The sequence below is a fragment of the Streptomyces inhibens genome (assembly GCF_003389455.1).
Classification (GTDB): Bacteria; Actinomycetota; Actinomycetes; order Streptomycetales; family Streptomycetaceae; genus Streptomyces; species Streptomyces inhibens.
The window spans coordinates 1-20,370 of the sequence record NZ_QUAC01000125.1; the positions used below are offsets into that span (position 1 = coordinate 1).

Sequence of the window (20,370 nt, forward strand, 5' to 3'; positions counted from 1 at the left end):
GGCAGGCCGGGCGCGGCGCCGCGCGCGCCGGTGGTACGGCCGGTCAGGGCGCCGCCGGAATCGGCATCGGCACACGGGACTTGGCCGATCTGCCGGCCATCTGGCGGGAGGCGCTGGACGCGGCCCGCGCGGCCCGCGCCGAGCCCCGGCTGGGCCCGATCGCCCAATGGGATGCCATCGGCGGGTACCGCATGCTCACCGCGCTGCCGGCCGCCGCACCGGACCCGGCCATCGGCCCGCTGCTGGCCCCGGCACACGCCGAACTCGCCCGCACCGCCGAGGTGTTCCTCGACTGCGCGGGCCAGGCGAGCCGCACCGCGCAGGCGCTGGGCATCCACCGCCAGACGCTCTACTACCGCCTGGGCCGGGTGGAGAAGCTGACCGGCCTCGACCTGGACGACGGTGAGCACCGGCTGTTGCTGCACATGGCGCTCAAGGCGGCGCGGCTGTGAACCGGGCGCAGGGTCCGGGCGCAGGATCCGGGCTGATCCCAAAGACACGCCCTCGTCGGAGCCCGACGGCGAACACCCCCCGGAAACAGCCGCGTCATCCGGAAAGCAGTCACTGGTAACACACTCTTCCTAGCCTCCGGGTCGCAGTACCCACCGCACCCCAGGAGGCCTGGCATGAGCGTCGAGCCACAACTGACCGCACCCGACAGCGGCCGGCAGTTGCCACCGGCCGGGCCGAGCGCCGAGCAGGCGGTCGCCGATCACACAGTCGCAGATCACGCAGCCGCCGGTCACCTACGCCCCGACCAGGCGGTCACGGAGACCCTGGAGGACTACACCCTCCGGTTCGCCCCGCGGAGTTACCGCCGCTGGACGCCGATGGTGGTGGCAACCACCGCGCTGGGTGGTATCGCCTACATGGCCGACTTCTCCATCGGCGCCGGCATCGGCCTCACCCACGGCACCGGCAACGCGCTGGCCGCGATCCTCGTGGCGGCCGTGGTCATCTTCGTCACCGGCTTTCCGCTCGCCTACTACGGGGCGCGCTACAACATCGACCTGGACCTGATCACCCGCGGCTCCGGCTTCGGGTACTACGGCTCGGTACTCACCAGCGTCATCTTCGCCAGCTTCACCTTCATCTTCTTCGCGCTCGAAGGCTCGATCATGGCGCAGGGGCTGAAGCTGGGCCTCGGCCTGCCGCTGTGGCTGGGGTATCTGGTCTCCACCTTCCTGGTGATCCCGCTGGTCATCTACGGGATGAAGGCGCTCAGCAAGCTCCAGGTGTGGACGACCCCGGTCTGGCTGCTGCTGATGGTGGGGCCGCTGCTCTATCTGGTCGCCACCGACCCGGGAACGGTGAACCGCTTTCTGTCGTACGCGGGCGCAGGAGGCCACGGCGGCGTCAACACCGCCTCGGTGCTGCTGGGCGCCGGCGTCTGCCTGTCGCTGATCGCCCAGATCGGTGAGCAGATCGACTATCTGCGCTTCATGCCGCCCAAGACCGAGGCGAACAAGCGCACTTGGTGGACGGCCGTGGTGATGGCCGGCCCCGGATGGGTGGTGCTGGGCGCGCTGAAGCAGGCCATCGGGCTCTTCCTGGCCGTCTACGTCCTCGCCGAGGTGGGCCCGGCCGCGGCCACCGAACCGATCCAGCAGTTCAAGGGCGCCTTCGCCGCGATGATGCCGCCGTGGCTGGTGATCCCGCTGGCCGTGGTCCTCGTCGTGATCAGCCAGATCAAGATCAATGTGACCAACGCCTACTCGGGTTCGCTGGCATGGACCAACTCCTTCACCCGGGTCACCAAGCGCTATCCGGGCCGGATGGTGTTCGTACTGGCCAACCTGGCCTTTGCGCTGATCCTGATGGAGGCCGACATGTTCAGCTTCCTCAACGGCATCCTGGGCTTCTACTCCAACTGCGCCATCGCCTGGGTCGTCACCGTCGCCACCGACATCATGGTCAACAAGTACCTGCTGAAGCTGTCCCCGCACGCTCCCGAGTTCCGCCGGGGCATGCTCTACCCGGTCAACCCCGTGGGCGTGGTGGCCTTCGTCGCCGCCTCCGGGCTGTCGATCGCAATGTACTTCCATGCCCTGGGCGACGCGCTCCAGCCGTACTCGCCGGTCGCCGCGGCCCTGATCGCCTTCGTCCTCACCCCGCTGGTGGCCGTGGTCACCAAGGGCCGGTACTACCTGCGGCGGACCGGCGACGGGATCGACGAGCCGCTGCTGGACGCGGACGGCAACCCCCGCGCGACCACGTACACCTGCCATGTGTGCCGGCAGGAGTTCGAGCGCCCGGACGTGGCCGCCTGCCGGACCCACGATGCGGTGGTCTGCTCGCTGTGCCTGAGCACCGACCGGATCGGCGACCATGTGCTGCCCGCGGAGCCCGCTGCCCCGTGACACCCGCCGGCCGGTGGCCGGACCGGCGCGGCGGCCGCCGCGCCGGGTGTCGCGCCGCCGTCCGTTACTTCTGCCCCAGCACCTCGCCCGCGCTGACCCGGCGCAGCGCGGACGCGAGGTCCTGGCCGGAGGGCATCGCGTCGGGCCGGATCAGTGACTGCACCATCAGGCCGGTGAGCAGGGCCTGGTAGAAGGAGCCGACGACGCGGGCGGACTCCGCGTCGACCTCGGTGTCCGGCACCCCTTCGAAGATCGCGACGAGTCCCTCGCCGCCCTCCGGCAGCACCGCGCCGATCGCCTCGCGCAACCCCTCGTCACGCGGCAGCAGCCCCAGCACCTCGACCTGCGCCGCGATGAACTCCCGTTCCGTGGCGATGCGTTGCAGGACCTTGTCCCAGACCGCGGCGAACCGTTCCAGCGGGTCGCCGGCCGCCGTCGCGTCGTCGGTGGACCCGGCCGGCACCTCGGCCATGCCCATGCCCCACTCCTCGGCGGAGGCGATGACCGCCTGGCGCATCAGCGCGTCCTTGGATCCGTAGTGGTATCCGATGGAGGCGAGGTTGGCGCCGGATGCGGCGACGATGTCGCGGGCGGTGGTGCGCGCATATCCCTTCTCCAGGAGGCAGCGCTTGGCGCCCTCCAGAAGATCTTCACGGTGTCCCATGGGGGCAGCTTATCCCCGGACCATACGCTCGTACCAGACGAGCGTCTAAGACATATGTCTGGGACGGACGTCTATCTGCCGGGGCCGGGGGCCCGGGTCACCGTGGACGGTCCGGGCCGGACTCCTTGCCTCCGCCGCCCCTGCCGTCGTCGATCTCCAGCTCTTCCTTGCGGATCTCGGCGCTGACCTCCTGCTGCTCGGTCACCCACTCGGTCTCCAGCCGCACCCGTTCGACCGGCACGGTCTTCTTGCTGATCACGGCCTGTTCCTCGTGCAGCACGATCTCGACCTCACCCTCGCCGAGCCGCTGGTTGATCCGTCCCGTCCGCCGCTCCTCGTCGGTGATCTTCTCGCGGACCACCCGCACCTCCTCATGGGTGAGGGGGACGGTGCGGTGCACCTCTTCGGTCACGACATGCTTGCGCACATGGGCCCGGCCGCTCTCGCGCTCCGCGGTGCCGATCTCCATCTGCTCCTCGGACAGCACCATCTCGGGCGCCTGCTCCTTGCCGTTCACGGTGTCCAGCTCGCCCTGGCCGCGCGACATCGCCATCGGCCGGTCGAACAGCTTGTTGCGTTCGCCGCCCGCCGGGGGATGGTGTGCGGAGTCCGCCGTCGGACGGGCGTGCTGTGCGGTGTCCTGGCTCGCCCGGTGCCTGACGCCGGTCGCACCCGCCGCACCGGAGGCGTCGCCGGCCGTGTCGGGCCGGGGACCGGAGGACACCACGGTGTCCGCGCGCGAGGCGGCACCGCCGCGGCTCTCCAGCTCGCCCAGCTCGCCGGGGTTGGACATGCCCGGCCGCTCCAGCCCGTAGTGGTGATAGAGCTCGGCTTCTTCGGAGGGGTCGAGATGACCGTCGGCGTCGATCCTCGGCGCGTCCTTGATGGTGTCCTTGGCGTGCGGAACGTGCAGTTCGTCGCCGGTCCGGCGGGCCCCGGCGAGCGGTATGAAGGTCTCCTTCAGACCGAACAGCCCGGTACGCACGGTGATCCACTCGGGTTCGTTGGTGGCATCGTCCCGGTAGACCTGCTGGACCGTGCCCACCTTCGCGCCGGCCACATCGATCACATGCAGGCCGGTCAGACTCTGCGGGGCGTCACCCAGAGGTGCGTTCATGGCGTCTGTTCTCCTTCCGCACGCGCCGGTGGGGGCACGCACAGTTCCCATTGCGCGCCGCGAACATCTCCCCAGCGACTCGGGAAGCCCACACGGCACCGGCTCCGGCGTCCCCACCACGCTGCTGGCGGCCCCCTCGCCTTCACCACCGGATAGGCCATTCGGGTGAATGGTTGACGCATCAGCCAACGCCGGGTGCCGGTCCACGGCGGCGCGCGGACGACGCCCGCACACGAACGGGCCCGGACCCCGCCGAAGCGGGGCCCGGGCCCGTTGACCTGCGAAAACCTACCGGTCAGTGACCGAGGTTCACCGCGCGCACCGAGGTCGCGCCGATCTCCTCACCGATCTCGGCGAGGACATTCGGCGGAATGGTGTCGTCGACGGTCAGCGCGACCAGCGCCTCGCCACCGACATCGGCCCGGGAGACCTGCATCCCGCCGATGTTGATACCCGCCTCGCCCAGGATCCGGCCGACGGTGCCGACGACACCGGGACGGTCGCTGTAGCGCATGAACGCCATGTGGTCGGCGAGCGACAGGTCGATGGAGTGCTCACCGACCGCCACGATCTTCTGGATGTTCTTGTGGCCGGAGAGCGTGCCGGAGATCGACACCTCGTCGCCGCCCGCGAGCGTGCCGCGCACGGTCACCACATTGCGGTGCTCGGGCGACTCGCTGCTGGTCGTCAGCCGCACCTCCACGCCGCGCTCCTGCGCGAACAGCGGGGCGTTGACGTAGGAGACCGTCTCGTCCACGACATCCTCGAACACGCCCTTGAGCGCGGAGAGTTCCAGCACCTTGACGTCGTGCTGGGTGATCTCGCCGTAGACCTCGACGTCGAGGCGCATCGCGACCTCGCCGGCCAGCGCGGTGAAGATTCGGCCGAGACGCTCGGCCAGCGGCAGGCCCGGCTTGACGTCCTCGGCGATCACCCCGCCCTGGACGTTGACCGCGTCCGGCACCAGCTCGCCGGCCAGCGCCAGCCGCACCGACTTGGCGACCGCGATACCGGCCTTCTCCTGCGCCTCACCCGTCGAGGCACCCAGGTGCGGGGTGGCGACGACCTGGTCGAACTCGAAGAGCGGCGAATCCGTGCAGGGCTCGGTCGCGTAGACGTCCAGACCCGCGCCGGCCACCCGGCCCTCCTTGAGCGCGCTGGCCAGCGCCACCTCGTCGACGATCCCGCCGCGCGCGGCGTTGACGATCCGGACCGACGGCTTGACCTTGTGCAGCGCCTCGTCGCCGATGAGACCGACGGTCTCGGGCGTCTTGGGGAGGTGGACGGTGATGAAGTCCGCGACCTCCAGCAGCTCGTCGAGGGTCAGCAGCTTGACGCCCATCTGCGCGGCCCGGGCCGGCTGGACGTACGGGTCGTAGGCGACGACCTTCATACCGAACGCCGACATCCGCTGCGCGACCAGGACGCCGATCCGGCCGAGGCCGACCACGCCGAGGGTCTTCTCGCTGAGCTCGACACCGGTGTACTTGCTGCGCTTCCACTCGCCGTTCTTCAGGGCGGTGTTGGCCTGCGGGATGTTGCGGGCCGTGGCGACGAGCAGACCGCAGGCCAGCTCGGCGGCGGTGACGATGTTGGAGGTCGGGGCGTTGACGACCATCACGCCGGCCTTGGTGGCGGCGGAGACATCGACGTTGTCCAGGCCCACGCCCGCACGGGCGACGACCTTCAGCTTCTTGGCGGCGGCAATCGCCTCGGCATCGACCTTGGTCGCGCTGCGCACGAGGATGGCGTCGACGTCAACGATCGCGGGGAGCAGCTCGGCGCGGTCCGCGCCGTTGCAGTGCCGGATCTCGAAGTCCGGCCCGAGGGCGTCGACGGTGGCGGGCGACAGCTCTTCGGCGATCAGTACGACAGGTTTCGAGCTCACGTGGTCTTCAGTCCTCACTAGTCCTGGGGGTACCTCCCACGCCCTCAAGGCTGTGGGGGAGGGCGGCCGTCCCGACGGCCGAAGGCGGTGAAGGGGGAAAGCCGCGTGGAAGACGCACGACGTTGTGAGCCTGACGCGCTTGTGATTGGCAGTGTAGTGGCGGTGGGGGGCGCGTCCTGTGCCGTTGCGGAAGGATCACCCGTGCGGGTTCTACGCGGTGGACAAGGCGCCGTGACGGCGCTTGGGCGGGCACATGGACGAGGGGGCCGCGAGTTGCTTCGCGACCCCCTGTCCGTCGGGCTTACGCCTCGTCGTCCACCCAGCTCATCAGCTTCCGCAGCTGCTTGCCGGTGGTCTCCAGCAGGTGGTTCTCGTCGGCCTTCTTGTACTCGTTGTACTTCGGCAGACCGGCGTTGTACTCCGCCATCCAGTTGTTCGCGAAGGTGCCGTCCTGGATCTCGGCGAGCACCTTCTTCATCTCGGCCTTGGTGTTCTCGTTGATGATCCGCGGGCCGGTGATGTAGTCGCCCCACTCGGCGGTCTCGGAGACCGACCAGCGCATCTTCTCCAGGCCGCCCTCGTACATCAGGTCCACGATCAGCTTCAGCTCGTGGAGGCACTCGAAGTACGCGATCTCGGGCTGGTAGCCCGCCTCGACCAGGGTCTCGAAGCCGGCCTTGACCAGCGCCGAGGCGCCACCGCAGAGGACAGCCTGCTCACCGAACAGGTCGGTCTCGGTCTCCTCGGTGAAGGTGGTCTTGATGACGCCGGCGCGGGTGCCGCCGATGCCCTTGGCGTAGGAGAGCGCGAGCGCGAAGGCGTTGCCGGTCGCGTCCTGCTCGACGCCCGCGATACACGGGACGCCGCGGCCTTCCTCGTACTGACGGCGGACCAGGTGGCCCGGGCCCTTGGGGGCGACGAGGGCGACGTCCACGCCGGCCGGGGGCTTGATGAAGCCGTAGCGGATGTTCAGACCGTGACCGAAGAACAGCGCGTCGCCGTCCTTGAGGTTGTCCTTGATGGACTCCTCGTAGACCTTGGCCTGGATCGGGTCCGGCACCAGGATCATGATGACGTCGGCCTCGGCGGCCGCCTCGGCGGGGGTCACCACGCGCAGGCCCTGCTCCTCGGCCTTCGCCTTGGACTTGGAACCCTCGTGCAGACCGACACGCACGTCGACGCCCGAGTCACGCAGGGACAGCGCGTGGGCGTGACCCTGGCTCCCGTAGCCGATGACCGCGACCTTGCGGTTCTGGATGATGGACAGGTCGGCATCGTCGTCGTAGAACAGCTCGGCCACTTCGGGTATCTCCTTGGATCTAGCGGGGTGCCCACACAGTACGTCGGGCGGGGTCGGGAAGGTTGCGGGGTCTCGCCATACGGTCCGGTTGGACCGCGGGAATCAGGCCGAACGGTCCAGGGCGCGCAGCGAGCGGTCCGTGATGGACCGGGAACCCCGGCCTATGGCGATGGTGCCGGACTGCACCAACTCCTTGATGCCGAACGGCTCCAGCATCTTGAGCATCGCCTCCAGCTTTTCACTGGATCCGGTGGCTTCGATCGTGACGGCCTCCGGGGAGACGTCCACGGTCTTGGCGCGGAAGAGCTGGACGATCTCGACGATCTGCGAGCGGGTCTCGTTGTCGGCGCGGACCTTCACCAGGACGAGTTCGCGCTGGATGGCGGAGCCCGGCTCCAGCTCGACGATCTTCAGAACGTTGACGAGCTTGTTGAGCTGCTTGGTGACCTGCTCCAGCGGCAGCGATTCGACGCTGACGACGATGGTGATGCGGGAGATGTCGGGGTGCTCGGTGACCCCGACCGCGAGCGAGTCGATGTTGAAGCCGCGGCGGGAGAACAGGGCGGCGATCCGGGCCAGGATGCCGGGGGTGTTCTCCACCAGGACGGAGAGCGTGTGCTTGGACATGGTCTTCTCTCTTCTTCCGTGCGTCCGTGACGTCCTGGGCTCAGTCGTCTTCGTTGTCGCCGAAGTCGGGACGCACGCCCCGGGCGGCCATGACCTCGTCGTTGGAGGTGCCGGCGGCGACCATCGGCCACACCTGGGCGTCCTCGTGCACGATGAAGTCGATCACGACCGGACGGTCATTGATGGCATTGGCCTTGGCGATGACCGCGTCCAGCTCGGCCGGGTCCTCGCAGCGCATCGCGACACAGCCCATCGCCTCGGACAGCTTGACGAAGTCCGGGATCCGGGTACCTCCGCTGGGCTTGCCCTCCTCGGCGACGCCGTCCGACTCGGGGCCGGAGTGCAGCACGGTGTTGGAGTAGCGCTGGTTGTAGAACAGGGTCTGCCACTGGCGGACCATGCCCAGCGCGCCGTTGTTGATGATCGCGACCTTGATCGGGATGTTGTTCAGCGCGCAGGTGACCAGTTCCTGGTTGGTCATCTGGAAGCAGCCGTCGCCGTCGATCGCCCAGACCGTACGGTCGGGCTGACCCGCCTTGGCGCCCATGGCGGCCGGAACGGCGTAGCCCATCGTGCCGGCGCCGCCAGAGTTCAGCCACGTCGCGGGCTGCTCGTAGTCGATGAAGTGGGCGGCCCACATCTGGTGCTGGCCGACGCCCGCGGCGTAGATGGTGTCGGCGGGGGCGAGCTTGCCGATCCGCTCGATGACCTGCTGCGGGGAGAGGGTGCCGTCGTCCGGCTGGTCGTAGCCGAGCGGGTAGGTGTCGCGCCAGCGGTTGAGGTCCTTCCACCAGGCGCTGTAGTCGCCCTTGTGGCCGGCGTCGTACTCGGCCTGGACGGCGACGATCAGGTCGGCGATGACCTCGCGGGCGTCACCGACGATCGGCACGTCCGCGGCGCGGTTCTTGCCGATCTCCGCCGGGTCGATGTCCGCGTGCACGACCTTGGCGTACGGCGCGAAGGAGTCCAGCTTGCCGGTGACGCGGTCGTCGAAGCGAGCGCCGAGGGTGATCAGCAGGTCCGACTTCTGCAGCGCGGTGACGGCGGTCACCGCACCGTGCATACCGGGCATGCCGACGTGCTGCGGGTGGCTGTCGGGGAAGGAGCCCAGCGCCATCAGGGTGGTGGTGACGGGGGCGCCGGTCAGCTCGGCGAGCACCTTGAGCTCGGCGGTGGCGCCGGCCTTCATCACTCCGCCGCCGACGTAGAGCACCGGACGCTTGGACTCGACGATCAGCCGGGCGGCCTCGCGGATCTGCTTGGCGTGCGGCTTGGTGACCGGGCGGTAGCCGGGCAGCTCGGTGTGCGGCGGCCAGGCGAAGGTGGTCTGTGCCTGGAGGGCGTCCTTGGCGATGTCGACCAGGACCGGGCCGGGGCGGCCGGTGGAGGCGATGTGGAAGGCCTCGGCGATCGTCCGGGGGATCTCGGCCGGGTCGGTGACCAGGAAGTTGTGCTTGGTGATCGGCATCGTGATGCCGCAGATGTCCGCCTCCTGGAAGGCATCCGTGCCGATCGCCTTGGACGCGACCTGGCCGGTGATCGCGACCAGCGGGACGGAGTCCATGTGGGCGTCGGCGATCGGGGTGACCAGGTTGGTGGCGCCCGGTCCGGAGGTCGCCATGCACACGCCGACCTTGCCGGTGGCCTGGGCGTATCCCGTGGCGGCGTGGCCGGCGCCCTGCTCGTGGCGGACCAGGACGTGCCGGACCTTCGAGGAGTCCATCATCGGGTCGTACGCAGGAAGGATCGCACCGCCGGGGATGCCGAACACGGTGTCGGCCCCGACCTCCTCAAGCGAACGGATGAGGGACTGCGCGCCCGTGACGTGCTCGACGGTGGCGGGCTGCTGCGGTCCGCCGGAGTTACGGGCCCGCGGCTGCGGATGGTGGGCCCCGGAGGCCTGCTCGGTCATCTGCGTCTCTTCTCGAAGCTGAGGGTTTTGACGGGATTTGTGAGGTTGCTGTGCAACAAAAAACCCCCCGTGCCAGGTGGCAAGCGAGGGGAGCGCGTCGGTGCGATGAGCCGGGTTTCGTCAGGGACCCAGCTTCAGCCGACGCGCTTTCCAAGTACGAGAATTCGGGTGCGCATGGCACTGACCCTCCCCCCGCCGTGCACCGAGTGTCAAGTGGGTGGGACGGAGGTCTCACTATTTGAGCGCAATGGCGGATGCACGAGCGCATCCGGGCCGGCCGGCCCGCCGTGCCGGACGGGCAGCGCACTGCCACTGAGCACCACCGCCCGGCCCTGGCTCGCCACGTCCGGCACCGGATAGCCGTCGTGCGCCAGGGACCGCCGCAGCCGGTGCTCGTCGAGCGGTCCGGAGAACGCCGTGCCCATGCCGTGTGTGCAGCCCATCGAGCGCAGCGCGAGGACCTGCTCGGGAAGATCGACGCCGTCCGCGACGGACTGCATGCCCAGGTCACCGGCGATCCGCAGCAGCCCGGCGGTGATCTTGTGCAGCCGGGCGGACTCCACCACACCGTCGACCAGCCCGCGGTCCAGCCGCAGTACGTCGACCGGGAGCCGGCGCAGCGCACTGATCGCGGCGTACCCGCTGCCGAAGCCGTCCAGCGCGATCCGTACGCCCAGCCGGCGCAGCGCGACCAGTCGGCGCTCCAGGTCGTCCAGCGCGATACGGGGATCACTTTCGGACAATTCCAGGACGAGCGCGCGCGGGGGCAGACCGTGCCGGGTGAGCAGCGACTCGACGCCCTTGGGGGACAGCGCGCGGTCCAGCAGCCGCCGGGCGGAGAGCCGGACCGCGACCGGAACCGGATGACCGGCGCGGTGCCGCGCGGCGGCCTGCTCGACGGCCTCCTCCAGCTGCCAGCGGTCCAGCTCGGCGGCGCGGTTGCCGTCCTCGGCGAACCGGCCACGGTCCCCGACCCGCAGGAACTCGGCGGGGGTGAAGAGGATGCCCTGGGCGGAGCGCCAGCGGGCGTGTGCCGCGACCGCGGTGACCCGTCCGGTGGAGAGGTCCACGACCGGCTGGTGCAGCAGCGCGAATTCGCCGTCGTGCAGCGCCGTACGGAGCTTGGTGGCGAGCTCGGCGCGGTGTGCCACCTCGTCCTGCATCTGCGGGGCGTACAGCTCCACCCGGCCCTTGCCGGCCTGCTTGGCGCGGTACATCGCGAGGTCGGCGTTGCGCAGCAGGCCCGCGGGGGTGACGCCGGGCTCGGCGAAGGCGACCCCGATGCTGGCCGCCACCCGCACATCCCGGCCGTCGATGCGGTACGGCTCGGAGAGCTTGATCCGCAGCCGGTCGGCGATCTCGTGGATACGGTAGTCGCGGGCGGCGCGGTCCCGGGTGCCGTCGCCCGTGATCAGCGCGGCGAACTCGTCGCCGCCCAGCCGGGCCGCTATGTCCCCCGAGCGCACCGACTCGCCGAGCCTGCGGGCGGCCTGCACCAGCAGTTCGTCGCCCGCCTGATGCCCGATGGTGTCGTTGACCTGCTTGAAGCCGTCGAGGTCGATGTAGAGCACGGCGGTGTCGTGGTCGCTGGCCCGGCGGCCGGTGACGGCCTTGGTGACGCGTTCGGTGAACAGCGCGCGGTTGGGCAGGTCGGTGAGCGCGTCGTGCGAGGCGTTGTGCTGGAGCTGGGCCTGTAGCCGGACCCGTTCGGTCACGTCTCGGGAGTTGAAGATCAGGCCGCCGTGGTGGCGGTTGACGGTGGATTCGACGTTCAGCCAGCCGTCGCCGCCCAGGCGTCGCTCGCCGGCGCGGAAGCGGCACTCGATACGGGTGGTCGGTTCGTCCTCGGGGGCGGCGGCGAGGAATCTGCGGACCTCGTGCACCACCCGGCCCAGGTCCTCGGGGTGGATCAGCGAGGCCAGCTCGGAGCCGACCAGCTCCTCCGCGTCCCGCCCGTAGACACCGGCGGCGGCCGGGCTCACATAGCGGAGCACACCGGACGGGGCGGCGATCATGATGACGTCGCTGGAGCCCTGCACCAGGGAGCGGAAGTGGTTCTCCTTCTGCGCCAGCTCCTGGGTGAGGGTGATGTTGTCGAGCAGCATGATGCCCTGGCGGACGACCAGTGCGAGGACGACCGTGCAGCCGGTGAAGAGCACCACGCGGTCGATCCGCCGCCCGTCGAGAACGTTGGTGAGGATGCCGAGCGTGCAGACGGCGGCGGCGAGATACGGCGTCAGCGCGGCGAGCGAGCCCGCGATCGGGCGGCTGCCGTGCGGCTGGGGCCGGCGGGCGGTGGGCTTGAGGTCCTCTTCGGCACACGCCTCGCCCGCGCGGCGGGCGACCCATGGCGCGTACGCGAGCAGCATCGAGCCGGCGAACCATCCGGCGTCCAGGATCTGGCCGGAGCGGTAGTGCTCGCGCAGCAGCGGCGAGCTGAACAGCGCGTCGCACAGCACCGTCAACGCCAGCGCCGCGACGGCGGTGTTGATGGCGGAGCGGTGCACCGAGGAGCGCCGGAAGTGCAGCGCGAGCACCATGCTCACCAGCACGATGTCCAGCAGCGGATAGGCCAGCGACAGGGCGCTCTGGGCCACGCTGCGGCCGTGGAAGTGGGCGGTGTGCGCGAGCGCGAGGCTCCATGAGAGGGTGAGCAGCGACCCTGCGATCAGCCAGGAGTCGAGGCCCAGGCAGACCCAACCGGCCCTGGTCACCGGCCTCTTGGCGAGCACCAGCAGGCCGACGATGGCCGGCGGGGCGAACAGCAGGAAGCAGAAGTCGGCCGGCGAGGGGCTGGGGACCGCGGTCCCCTCGATGACCTCGTACCAGCCCCATATGCCGTTGCCGATGCCGGCCATCGCCGAGGATGCGGCGAACAGCATCCAGGCCGGGCGGAACCGGCTGCGGTGCCTGCGTGCGTACAGACCGCAGGAGACGGCCGCCACCAGAGCCGCGATGCTGAGGCCGAAGTCCCCCATGATCAGCGCGACTTCGTGCGACCCCCAGCCCAGGGCGGCACCGACGGCATAGCCGCCGCAGAGCACGGCCAGGGCGATCTGCGGCACCGTGCTCGGCGGACGACCGCCCGGCGCCGGTGGCCTGGAAAGCATCGCCCCGGGGGCGCTCACCGCGCGCTCCCGTTCACCCGTACCGGGCGCCGTCGTGGGCGGTGCGCCAGGGGGCCTCGCAGTATTCCCGCGGGCGCTCGTGGATCGCGCATCTCGCGAATCATCCATCGGCCGTACATCGCCCGTCGCCCCCCTCGAGTTCCGGATCCTTCGCATTGCGCCGCGTCCGTCCCGGCGCCGTCCCCGATCGGGACGATACACCAGATCCGTCACTCAGGGACATAGCGTCTCTACGGAGCGTGACTGAGAGGCGGTTGACGAATACCCCCTGCAGTCGTACGGCCCCGTAGCGCTACCCGCAACCCGCTTCAGTCGGCCGTGGCGATCACGTTCCGCAGAGGTTCGCCGGCCGCGAAAAGCGTCAGCTGGTCGCGCAGCAGCCGCTTCGCACGGGGCAGGAATGCAGAGCTGGGGCCACCTACGTGTGGAGTGATGAGTACGCCCGGAGCGTGCCACAACGGGTGCCCTGCGGGCAGTGGTTCCGGATCAGTGACATCGAGCGCCGCACGCAGCCGCCCGGACTCCAGTTCGGCGAGCAGCGCCTTGGTGTCGACGATCCCGCCGCGCGCGATGTTCACCAGCAGTGCGCCGTCCTTCATCCGCGCCAGGAAATCGCTTCCGACCAGGCCACGGGTCCCGTCGGTGAGCGGAATTGCCAGAACGACGACGTCCGCGTCGGGCAAGAGGGCGGACAGGGAGGACAGTGGATGCACGGGACCGCGCACTGTGTCACGCGCGGTGCGCGCGACGCGCACCACCCGCGCGCATTCAAAGGGCGTGAGCCGGTCCTCGATGGCACTGCCGATCGAACCATAGCCCACAATGAGGACCGACTTGTCGGCAAGGGCCGGCCGGAAGCCCTGCCGCCACTCCCCCGCGTCCTGGCCCCGTACGAAGTCCGGGATATCGCGCAGTGACGCCAGGATCAGGGTGAGCGCGAGCTCGGCGGTGCTGGCGTCGTGCAGTCCGCGGGCGTTGCACAGTTGGGCACCGGACGGCATCTGCGACAGCCCGGGGAGCATGTGCTCTATGCCGGCGGTGAGGGTCTGCACCACCCGCACCCGGCTCATCCGCGACAGCGGCCGCAGGCTGACCTCCGCGCCCTTCATGTAGGGGACGGCGTAGAAGACGCACCGGGCCGGATCGGCCGGGTAGTCGGGGCCGGCGTCCCAGTGGACGTAGTGGAGACCCTCGGGGAGGCCGTCGATCTCGTCGGGCGGGATCGGGAGCCATACGTCGTTCGCGTCGCTGCGCTGGTCTGCGGATGCCATGGCCCGAGGCTATGCGAAGAGACGTTCTGCTCAGACGTTAGTTTGGTCTGGCCCTTGATCGGGGGCGAGGGGACGGAGGCACAACCAGGTGGAGCGCAGGACAATCGGTGCGGCGGCCCTCGAAGTGGGCGCCGTCGGGCTCGGCTGTATGCCGATGAGCTGGGGGTACACCGAGTCGCAGCGCAGCTTGGACAGCTCGCTGCGGGCCGTGCACACCGCGCTGGACCGGGGCTGCAGCCTGCTGGACACCGCCGACATGTACGGGCCGTTCACCAATGAGCTGCTGGTGGGCCGGGTGCTCAGGGAGCGGCGGGCGGACGCGTTCGTGTCGACGAAGTGCGGGCTGCTGGTCGGCGAGCAGCACATCGTCGCCAACGGGCGGCCCGGCTACGTCAAGCGCGCCTGCGACGCCTCGCTGCGCCGGCTGCAGACCGACCGTATCGACCTCTACCAGCTGCACCGGGCCGATCCCGAGGTGCCCATCGAGGAGACCTGGGGGGCGATGGCGGAGCTGGTGGCGGCCGGGAAGGTGCGGTCGCTGGGGCTGTGCGCGGTGGGTGCCCGGGCGGTACGGCAGGCCCGCTCAGCCCGTACGGAGCGGCGGCCGGCGGCCCGTGGCGGGGTGCGCCCGCGCTCCCGGCTGCACGACGGCACGCTGGTCCAACTGGAGCGTATCCAGCAGGTGTTCCCGGTCAGCAGTGTGCAGGCCGAGCTGTCGGTGTGGTCGCCGGAGGCGCTGGAGGCGCTGCTGCCGTGGTGCGAGTCGCGGGGCGTCGGCTTCCTGGCGGCGATGCCGCTGGGCAACGGCTATCTGACCGGCACCCTCACCCCGGGGCAGGGCTTCGAACCGGAGGACATACGGGCCCGCCATCCGCGCTTCACCGCCGAGATGATGGCCGCGAACCAGCCGGTGGTGGCGGGGCTGCGGCGGGTCGGTGCCCGGCACGGTGCGACACCGGGGCAGGTGGCGCTGGCGTGGGTGCTGGCCCAGGGCCGTCATGTCGTCCCCGTACCGGGCACGAAGAAGGAGCGCTGGGCCACGCAGAACGCCAAGGCCGCGGAGCTGGCGCTCACCCGCGAGGACCTGGCGGAGATAGCCGCCCTGCCACCCGCGCGCGGCTCCTGGTACTAGGACGGACACGCCCCAGGACGGACACGCCCTGGGTTCCGCCGGCTCGCCCGCCCGCCGCCCGTACCGGATCATGGCAGGCAGGGGCGGCTCCCGAACCCGTAACGCGCGGCGCGGTGGCCCGCGATGTGGTGTTCTTGTGCACGCCCTGCCGACGAGAGGACCCCTGCCGTGCAACGCCGTTCCCAGACCGCCGTGTTGGCCGCCGCTTCGCTGCTCCTGGCAGCGGGCTGCTCGTCCGGCGGCGCGCAGCCCCACAGCGGCGGGAGTTCCTCCGCCCCGGCGAAGAGCCCCGGCGCCTCCGCCGGTGCCCCCTCGCCGAGCGCCACGCCGTCGTCCACCGCGCCGCCCGCCAAGGGCTCGGTGAAGGTGACCGGCACCCTGACCACCGGTCTGAAGTCGCCGTGGGGCGTGGCGGTGCTGCCGGGCGGGGATCTGCTGGTCGCCTCCCGTGACACCGGGAAGATCGTCCGGGTCGCGGCGGACTGCGGGAAGACCACCGAACTGGGCTCGGTGCCGGGTGTGGACCCGGGGGGCGAGGGCGGTCTGCTGGGGATCGCGGTGTCCTCGACGTTCGGCGCGGACCATCAGGTGTACGCGTACTTCACCACCGCGTCCGACAACCGCATCGCCCGCATGATCTACGACGAGAAGCGCCCGCCGGGCAATCAACTGGGCGCGCCCGACACGATCTTCAAGGGCATCCCCAAGGGGCAGATCCACAACGGCGGCCGGATCGCGTTCGGCCCGGACAAGATGCTCTACGCCGGGACCGGCGAGACCGGTGACACCGGGCTGGCGCAGGACAAGAACTCGCCGGCCGGCAAGATCCTGCGGATGACGCCCGACGGCGAGCCGGCGCACGGCAACCCCGAGGCGGATTCGGTGGTGTACGACTACGGCCACCGCAATGTCCAGGGGCTGGCCTGGGACAGCGACAAGCGGCTGTGGGCCTCGGAGTTCGGGCAGGACACCTGGGACGAGCTCAATCTCATCGAGCCGGGCAAGAACTACGGCTGGCCGAAGGTCGAGGGCAAGGCCAAGGACACGGCGGCGGGCGCCGGGTTCGTGGACCCGGTCGAGCAGTGGAAGCCCGCGGACGCCTCGCCCAGCGGTATCGCCTACGCCAAGGGCTCGATCTGGATGGCCTCGCTGCGCGGCGAACGGCTGTGGCGGATCGCGCTGGACGGGACGAAGCCGGTGGCGGCGCCGCAGGCCTTTTTGAAGGGCACCTACGGGCGGCTGCGGACCGTCGTGGCGGCCGATGACGGTGCGTTGTGGCTGGTCACCAGCAACACGGACGGACGGGGCGAGCCGCGCAAGGGTGATGACCGGATTCTCCGCCTCGAAGTGAGCTGATCCGTCTCGTCCCCTTTTCGCGTGACCTGCCTACACTCGGGTGCCAGGGGGCGGGTGCGCGTTACGCCGAAAAGGGGGCAGGGCACCATGTTCAACATCGCGGAAGAACTGTTCGCGCCTGGTCGCAAGCACACCGACGAGGAGCGGCAGAAGATGTCGCTGGTCGTCGATGACGTGGGCGACGGCGATCCCGGGAAGGGCCCGATAGACCTCTCCTCGGGGACCGTCGTCGTCAAGGCGCCACGGCGGCAGCAGGATCAGGGCGAGATCCAGGAAGAGCGCTAGGGCATGTCTTTCGGATCACCCCGGGCCCGCGACGCCTGGCACGGCACCTCGCCGCGTTGTCACATCACCCACGGACACCCAGTCCGAGGGCGATGCTCCGCCTTGCGATGCAGCTCGGCATCCGAAGGACGAATCAAAGAGCCGAGACGGAGCGAGCGCAGCGAGTGCAGTGCACCAGACGCCGCGGGCTGATCCGGACTGATCCGAAAGACACGCCCTAGCTCGGCGCCGACGCGCTGAACAGCCGCAGACGGTGGGCGACCGCGCCCGCCTCGCCGCGGCCGGAGACGCCCAGCTTGGCGAGGATGTTGGAGACATGGACGCTGGCGGTCTTCGGGGAGATGAACAGCGCGTCGGCTATCTGGCGGTTGCTGCGGCCGTCGGCGACCAGACGGAGGACGTCCCGTTCGCGCGGGGTCAGCCCGAGGGATTCGGCGGGCGCGGCACCGGCGGATGAGACGTCCTCGCCGGCGCCGCGGGTGGCTACGGCGGTTGTCCGTGCCGCGGCGGTCGATATCAGGCCCGGCAGCGGGATACGGGCGCGCTGGGCGAGGAGTTCGAGTTCGTCGGCGAGCGGGCGGGCGCCCATCGCCGTGGCGGCGGTGTGTGCCTGGGTGAGCAGGAGGACGGCGGCCTCGCGCGGGGTGCGGCCGTGCAGCCCGGTGGTGGCCCGCTCACTGCCGTGCAGCAGGGATTCGGCCCAGCGGTAGCAGGCCCGGGCGAGCTCGTGCGGACGCTCCAGGGGCTCGAAGGCGGCGACCGCCTCGGCCCAGGCATCGGGGGCGTCGCGGCCCTCGGCACGGCGGAGTTCGGCGTCGACCGCGCATCCGTACGCCTCCCAGACCGGGGAGAGCCGGGGCAGCTTCTTCGCGGCGTCCCGGATGTGGGCGAGGATCGTGACCCGGCCGGGCTCGGCGGCCGGCAGTCCGCGGGCGTCCGATTCGGCGGCGGTGGCCGACCACAGCAGCGGCCAGGCGTAGCGCTGGGTGCCGGGCGGGAAGCCGGCGTCCAGGGCCTGCTGGAGGATGCCGCGGGCGTCGAGGATACGGCCCTGGGCCGCGGCGATCCGCAGGGCGTGGCGGGCGAGCGGGAGGGCGTGCTGCGGCTGGGGGTCGTGGGTGCCGTAGTGCTCGCGGGCGACGGCCAGTTCGCGCTCGGCCTCGGCGATCTCTCCCTTGTCCAGGGCGAGATCGGTGAGGCGGTTGGCGGCCAGGGCGAGGGAGCGGGCGTTCTGGGCGAGGCGGCGGCAGTCGGCGGCGGCCTGGGCCGCTTCGTCCCAGCGGCCCAGTGACTGGAGCGATTCGGCGCGGTTGGCCGTCACCCAGCAGGTCTTGTCCTTGAGGCCGTAGCGGGTGGTGAGTTCGAGGCCCTGTGTGGTGACCTCGACGGCCTCGCGGGAGCGGCCGACGCCTTCCAGGGAGGACGGGAGGTTCACATGGCCGCGTCCGATGACGGCGAAGTAGCCGCGGTCGACGGCGCGGTCGAGGCCCGCGCGGAAGTCGGCGAGGCCCTCGTCCACCTCGCCGACGTCGACCCGCAGCCCCGCGAGGGTCAGCCGGGAGTTGATCTCGGCCTCCTCGTCGCCCACCAACTGGGCCAGTTCCACGGCGCGTTCGGCCGTCGCGAAGGTGTCGGGGCCCGGTTCGTGCAGCACCGCCCAGCTGACGACGGCGGCCATCACCTCGGCATGCACGGACGACGGCGGCAGTCCGCGCATCAGCTCCTGCGCCTTGCCCAGGTCCTCCCAGCCGTTGCCGCGGCCGGTGCCCTGGCAGAGCCGGGAGCGCTGCACCAGGAACCACGCCGTGCGCAGGGGGTCCTGCTCGGTGCGCAGGAACCGCAGGGCGCGCTTGGTGATCGTGAAGGCCCGCTCGCCGTCGCCGGAGAGCCGGGCGGCCACCGCGATCTCGGCGAGCAGGTCGAGGAAGCGCAGGGCGTCGTCGTCGCAGCCGTAGGCCGGATACGTCTCGGCGTAGTCGACCGGGCGGACCCCCTGCCGCACCTCCGGGGGCGCGTCGTCCCACAGCTCCAGGGCGCGGTCCAGCAGCCGCAGCTGCTCGGCGTAGGCATGGCGGCGGCGGGCCTGGACGGAGGCGGCGAGGACGGCGGGCAGCGCCTTGGCGGCGTCATGGGCCTTGTACCAGTAGCTGGCCAGGCGGGCGGCGCAGACGTCGGCGCGGACCAGTGAGGGGTTGGCCTCCAGGGCCTGGGCGTAGCGGCGGTTGAGGCGGGTGCGCTCGCCGGGCAGCAGATCGTCGACGACGGCCTCGCGGGCGAGGGCGTGCCGGAAGCGGTAGCCCGTGCCGTCCTGGGTGGGCACCAGGGTGTTGCTGCCGACGGCGGCCCGCAGCGCCTCGATGAGATCGTCCTCGGGCATCTGGCAGACGGCGGCGAGGAGTTCGTGCTCGACGGTGGAGCCGCCCTCGGCGGCGGTGCGCACCACCCGCTGGGTGTCCTCGGGCAGCGCCTCGACGCGCACCAGCAGCAGATCGCGCAGCGGGTCGCTCAGGCCGTGCAGACAGCCGTCGGCGAGGCTGCGGGCCAGCTCCTCGACGAAGAAGGCGTTGCCCTCGGAGCGCTTGAAGACCCGGTCGACGGTGTCCTCTTCGGGGTCGCTGCCGTTGATCCCGGCGATCTGGGAGCGGACCTCCTCGCGGTTGAAGCGGGCCAGCTCGACGCGCCGGACGGTCCGCATCCGGTCGATCTCGGCGAGGAAGGGCCGCAGCGGGTGGCGGCGGTGGATGTCGTCGGAGCGGTAGGTCGCCACCAGGAGGACGTTGGCGTCGTGCAGGGCGCGCAGCAGGTAGGCGAGCAGCTCGCGGGTGGAGCGGTCGGCCCAGTGGAGGTCCTCGACGACGATGACGAGGGTGCGGTGGGCGGCGAGCCGCTCCAGGAGGCGGGCGGTCAGCTCGAAGAGGCGGGCGCGGCCGATCTCCTCGTCGTGCGCCTCGCCGGGTGTCTCCCCCAATTCGGGCAGGATGCGGGAGAGTTCGCCCTCCTGGCCGGCGACGGCGGCGGCGAGCTCGTCGCGCAGATGCCAGTTGAGGGTGTGCAGGATGGCGGAGAACGGCGCGAAGGGCAGGCCTTCGGAGCCGATCTCGATGCAGCCGCCGAGGGCGATGAGCGCGCCCCGGGCGCGGGCGGCATCGGTGAACTCCTCGATGAGGCGGGTCTTTCCGACCCCGGCCTCGCCCCCGATCAGCAGGGCCTGGGGCTCGCCGGAAGCCGCGATACGGGCGAGGGCATCGCCCAGCGCGGCGAGTTCGGCCGCACGGCCGACGAACACGGGACTGACGGACCTGGTCTCCACGCTGAGGAGCATCGCACAGC

14 protein-coding genes are annotated in these 20,370 nt (G+C 70.7%); 5 read left to right on the forward strand and 9 right to left on the reverse strand.

The window, feature by feature from the left end; all coding sequences use genetic code 11:
* Positions 1 to 452: PucR family transcriptional regulator (locus DY245_RS15650; protein WP_244943066.1), on the forward strand; the 452-nt coding region annotated here is incomplete at its 5' end.
* A 174-nt stretch (positions 453 to 626) separates the two neighbouring features.
* On the forward strand, positions 627 to 2,360 hold the full coding sequence (locus DY245_RS15655) for a purine-cytosine permease family protein (protein ID WP_128507773.1): 1,734 nt from the start codon (positions 627 to 629) through the stop codon (positions 2,358 to 2,360).
* 64 nt (positions 2,361 to 2,424) lie between these two features.
* Here the strand turns inward: DY245_RS15655 and DY245_RS15660 are convergent, their stop codons facing one another.
* The 8 genes from DY245_RS15660 to DY245_RS15700 form a co-directional block, all read right to left on the reverse strand.
* The gene (locus tag DY245_RS15660) at positions 2,425 to 3,024 is read right to left on the reverse strand and encodes a TetR/AcrR family transcriptional regulator (RefSeq protein ID WP_128507776.1); all 600 of its coding nucleotides are present in this window, start codon (positions 3,022 to 3,024) and stop codon (positions 2,425 to 2,427) included.
* A gap of 97 nt (positions 3,025 to 3,121) precedes the next feature.
* On the reverse strand, positions 3,122 to 4,141 hold the full coding sequence (locus tag DY245_RS15665) for a PRC and DUF2382 domain-containing protein (RefSeq protein ID WP_128507778.1): 1,020 nt from the start codon (positions 4,139 to 4,141) through the stop codon (positions 3,122 to 3,124).
* Between the two features lie 295 nt (positions 4,142 to 4,436).
* Complete coding sequence (gene serA / locus DY245_RS15670; protein ID WP_128507780.1) at positions 4,437 to 6,029, reverse strand: phosphoglycerate dehydrogenase; 1,593 nt, start codon at positions 6,027 to 6,029, stop codon at positions 4,437 to 4,439.
* A 301-nt stretch (positions 6,030 to 6,330) separates the two neighbouring features.
* Positions 6,331 to 7,329 carry a ketol-acid reductoisomerase gene (gene ilvC / locus DY245_RS15675; protein WP_128507782.1) on the reverse strand — a complete coding sequence of 333 codons (999 nt, stop codon included), beginning with the start codon at positions 7,327 to 7,329 and terminating at the stop codon, positions 6,331 to 6,333.
* Between the two features lie 102 nt (positions 7,330 to 7,431).
* Positions 7,432 to 7,956, reverse strand: coding sequence for an acetolactate synthase small subunit (gene ilvN, locus DY245_RS15680; RefSeq protein WP_128507784.1), 525 nt, complete (start codon positions 7,954 to 7,956; stop codon positions 7,432 to 7,434).
* Between the two features lie 40 nt (positions 7,957 to 7,996).
* Positions 7,997 to 9,868, reverse strand: coding sequence for an acetolactate synthase large subunit (locus DY245_RS15685; protein ID WP_128507786.1), 1,872 nt, complete (start codon positions 9,866 to 9,868; stop codon positions 7,997 to 7,999).
* Positions 9,869 to 10,077: 209 nt separating this feature from the next.
* The gene (locus DY245_RS15695; RefSeq protein ID WP_425329395.1) at positions 10,078 to 12,996 is read right to left on the reverse strand and encodes a putative bifunctional diguanylate cyclase/phosphodiesterase; all 2,919 of its coding nucleotides are present in this window, start codon (positions 12,994 to 12,996) and stop codon (positions 10,078 to 10,080) included.
* Between the two features lie 308 nt (positions 12,997 to 13,304).
* The gene (locus DY245_RS15700; RefSeq protein ID WP_128507790.1) at positions 13,305 to 14,267 is read right to left on the reverse strand and encodes a 2-hydroxyacid dehydrogenase; all 963 of its coding nucleotides are present in this window, start codon (positions 14,265 to 14,267) and stop codon (positions 13,305 to 13,307) included.
* An 88-nt stretch (positions 14,268 to 14,355) separates the two neighbouring features.
* Between DY245_RS15700 and DY245_RS15705 the strand changes: the two genes are divergently transcribed.
* From DY245_RS15705 to DY245_RS15715, 3 genes are all read left to right on the forward strand, one after another.
* The gene (locus DY245_RS15705) at positions 14,356 to 15,399 is read left to right on the forward strand and encodes an aldo/keto reductase (RefSeq protein ID WP_128507792.1); all 1,044 of its coding nucleotides are present in this window, start codon (positions 14,356 to 14,358) and stop codon (positions 15,397 to 15,399) included.
* Between the two features lie 123 nt (positions 15,400 to 15,522).
* Complete coding sequence (locus DY245_RS15710; RefSeq protein ID WP_181923693.1) at positions 15,523 to 16,755, forward strand: PQQ-dependent sugar dehydrogenase; 1,233 nt, start codon at positions 15,523 to 15,525, stop codon at positions 16,753 to 16,755.
* Between the two features lie 87 nt (positions 16,756 to 16,842).
* Positions 16,843 to 17,040: a DUF6191 domain-containing protein gene (locus tag DY245_RS15715; protein ID WP_128507796.1), complete on the forward strand. Its 198-nt coding sequence runs from the start codon at positions 16,843 to 16,845 to the stop codon at positions 17,038 to 17,040.
* Positions 17,041 to 17,257: 217 nt separating this feature from the next.
* Here the strand turns inward: DY245_RS15715 and DY245_RS15720 are convergent, their stop codons facing one another.
* Positions 17,258 to 20,362, reverse strand: a complete 3,105-nt coding sequence (locus DY245_RS15720; protein WP_128507856.1) for a helix-turn-helix transcriptional regulator — start codon at positions 20,360 to 20,362, stop codon at positions 17,258 to 17,260.
* Positions 20,363 to 20,370 lie beyond the last annotated feature (8 nt).

What these genes read in the sequence shown, in the direction of transcription:
- DY245_RS15720 (WP_128507856.1), bottom strand. Translation starts at nt 20,362, where the DNA reads ATGCTCCTCAGCGTGGAGACCAGGTCCGTCAGTCCCGTGTTCGTCGGC.
- DY245_RS15655 (WP_128507773.1), top strand. Translation starts at nt 627, where the DNA reads ATGAGCGTCGAGCCACAACTGACCGCACCCGACAGCGGCCGGCAGTTG.
- DY245_RS15700 (WP_128507790.1), bottom strand. Translation starts at nt 14,267, where the DNA reads ATGGCATCCGCAGACCAGCGCAGCGACGCGAACGACGTATGGCTCCCG.
- DY245_RS15710 (WP_181923693.1), top strand. Translation starts at nt 15,523, where the DNA reads ATGTGGTGTTCTTGTGCACGCCCTGCCGACGAGAGGACCCCTGCCGTG.
- DY245_RS15665 (WP_128507778.1), bottom strand. Translation starts at nt 4,141, where the DNA reads ATGAACGCACCTCTGGGTGACGCCCCGCAGAGTCTGACCGGCCTGCAT.
- DY245_RS15685 (WP_128507786.1), bottom strand. Translation starts at nt 9,868, where the DNA reads ATGACCGAGCAGGCCTCCGGGGCCCACCATCCGCAGCCGCGGGCCCGT.
- DY245_RS15660 (WP_128507776.1), bottom strand. Translation starts at nt 3,024, where the DNA reads ATGGGACACCGTGAAGATCTTCTGGAGGGCGCCAAGCGCTGCCTCCTG.
- DY245_RS15715 (WP_128507796.1), top strand. Translation starts at nt 16,843, where the DNA reads ATGTTCAACATCGCGGAAGAACTGTTCGCGCCTGGTCGCAAGCACACC.
- ilvN (WP_128507784.1), bottom strand. Translation starts at nt 7,956, where the DNA reads ATGTCCAAGCACACGCTCTCCGTCCTGGTGGAGAACACCCCCGGCATC.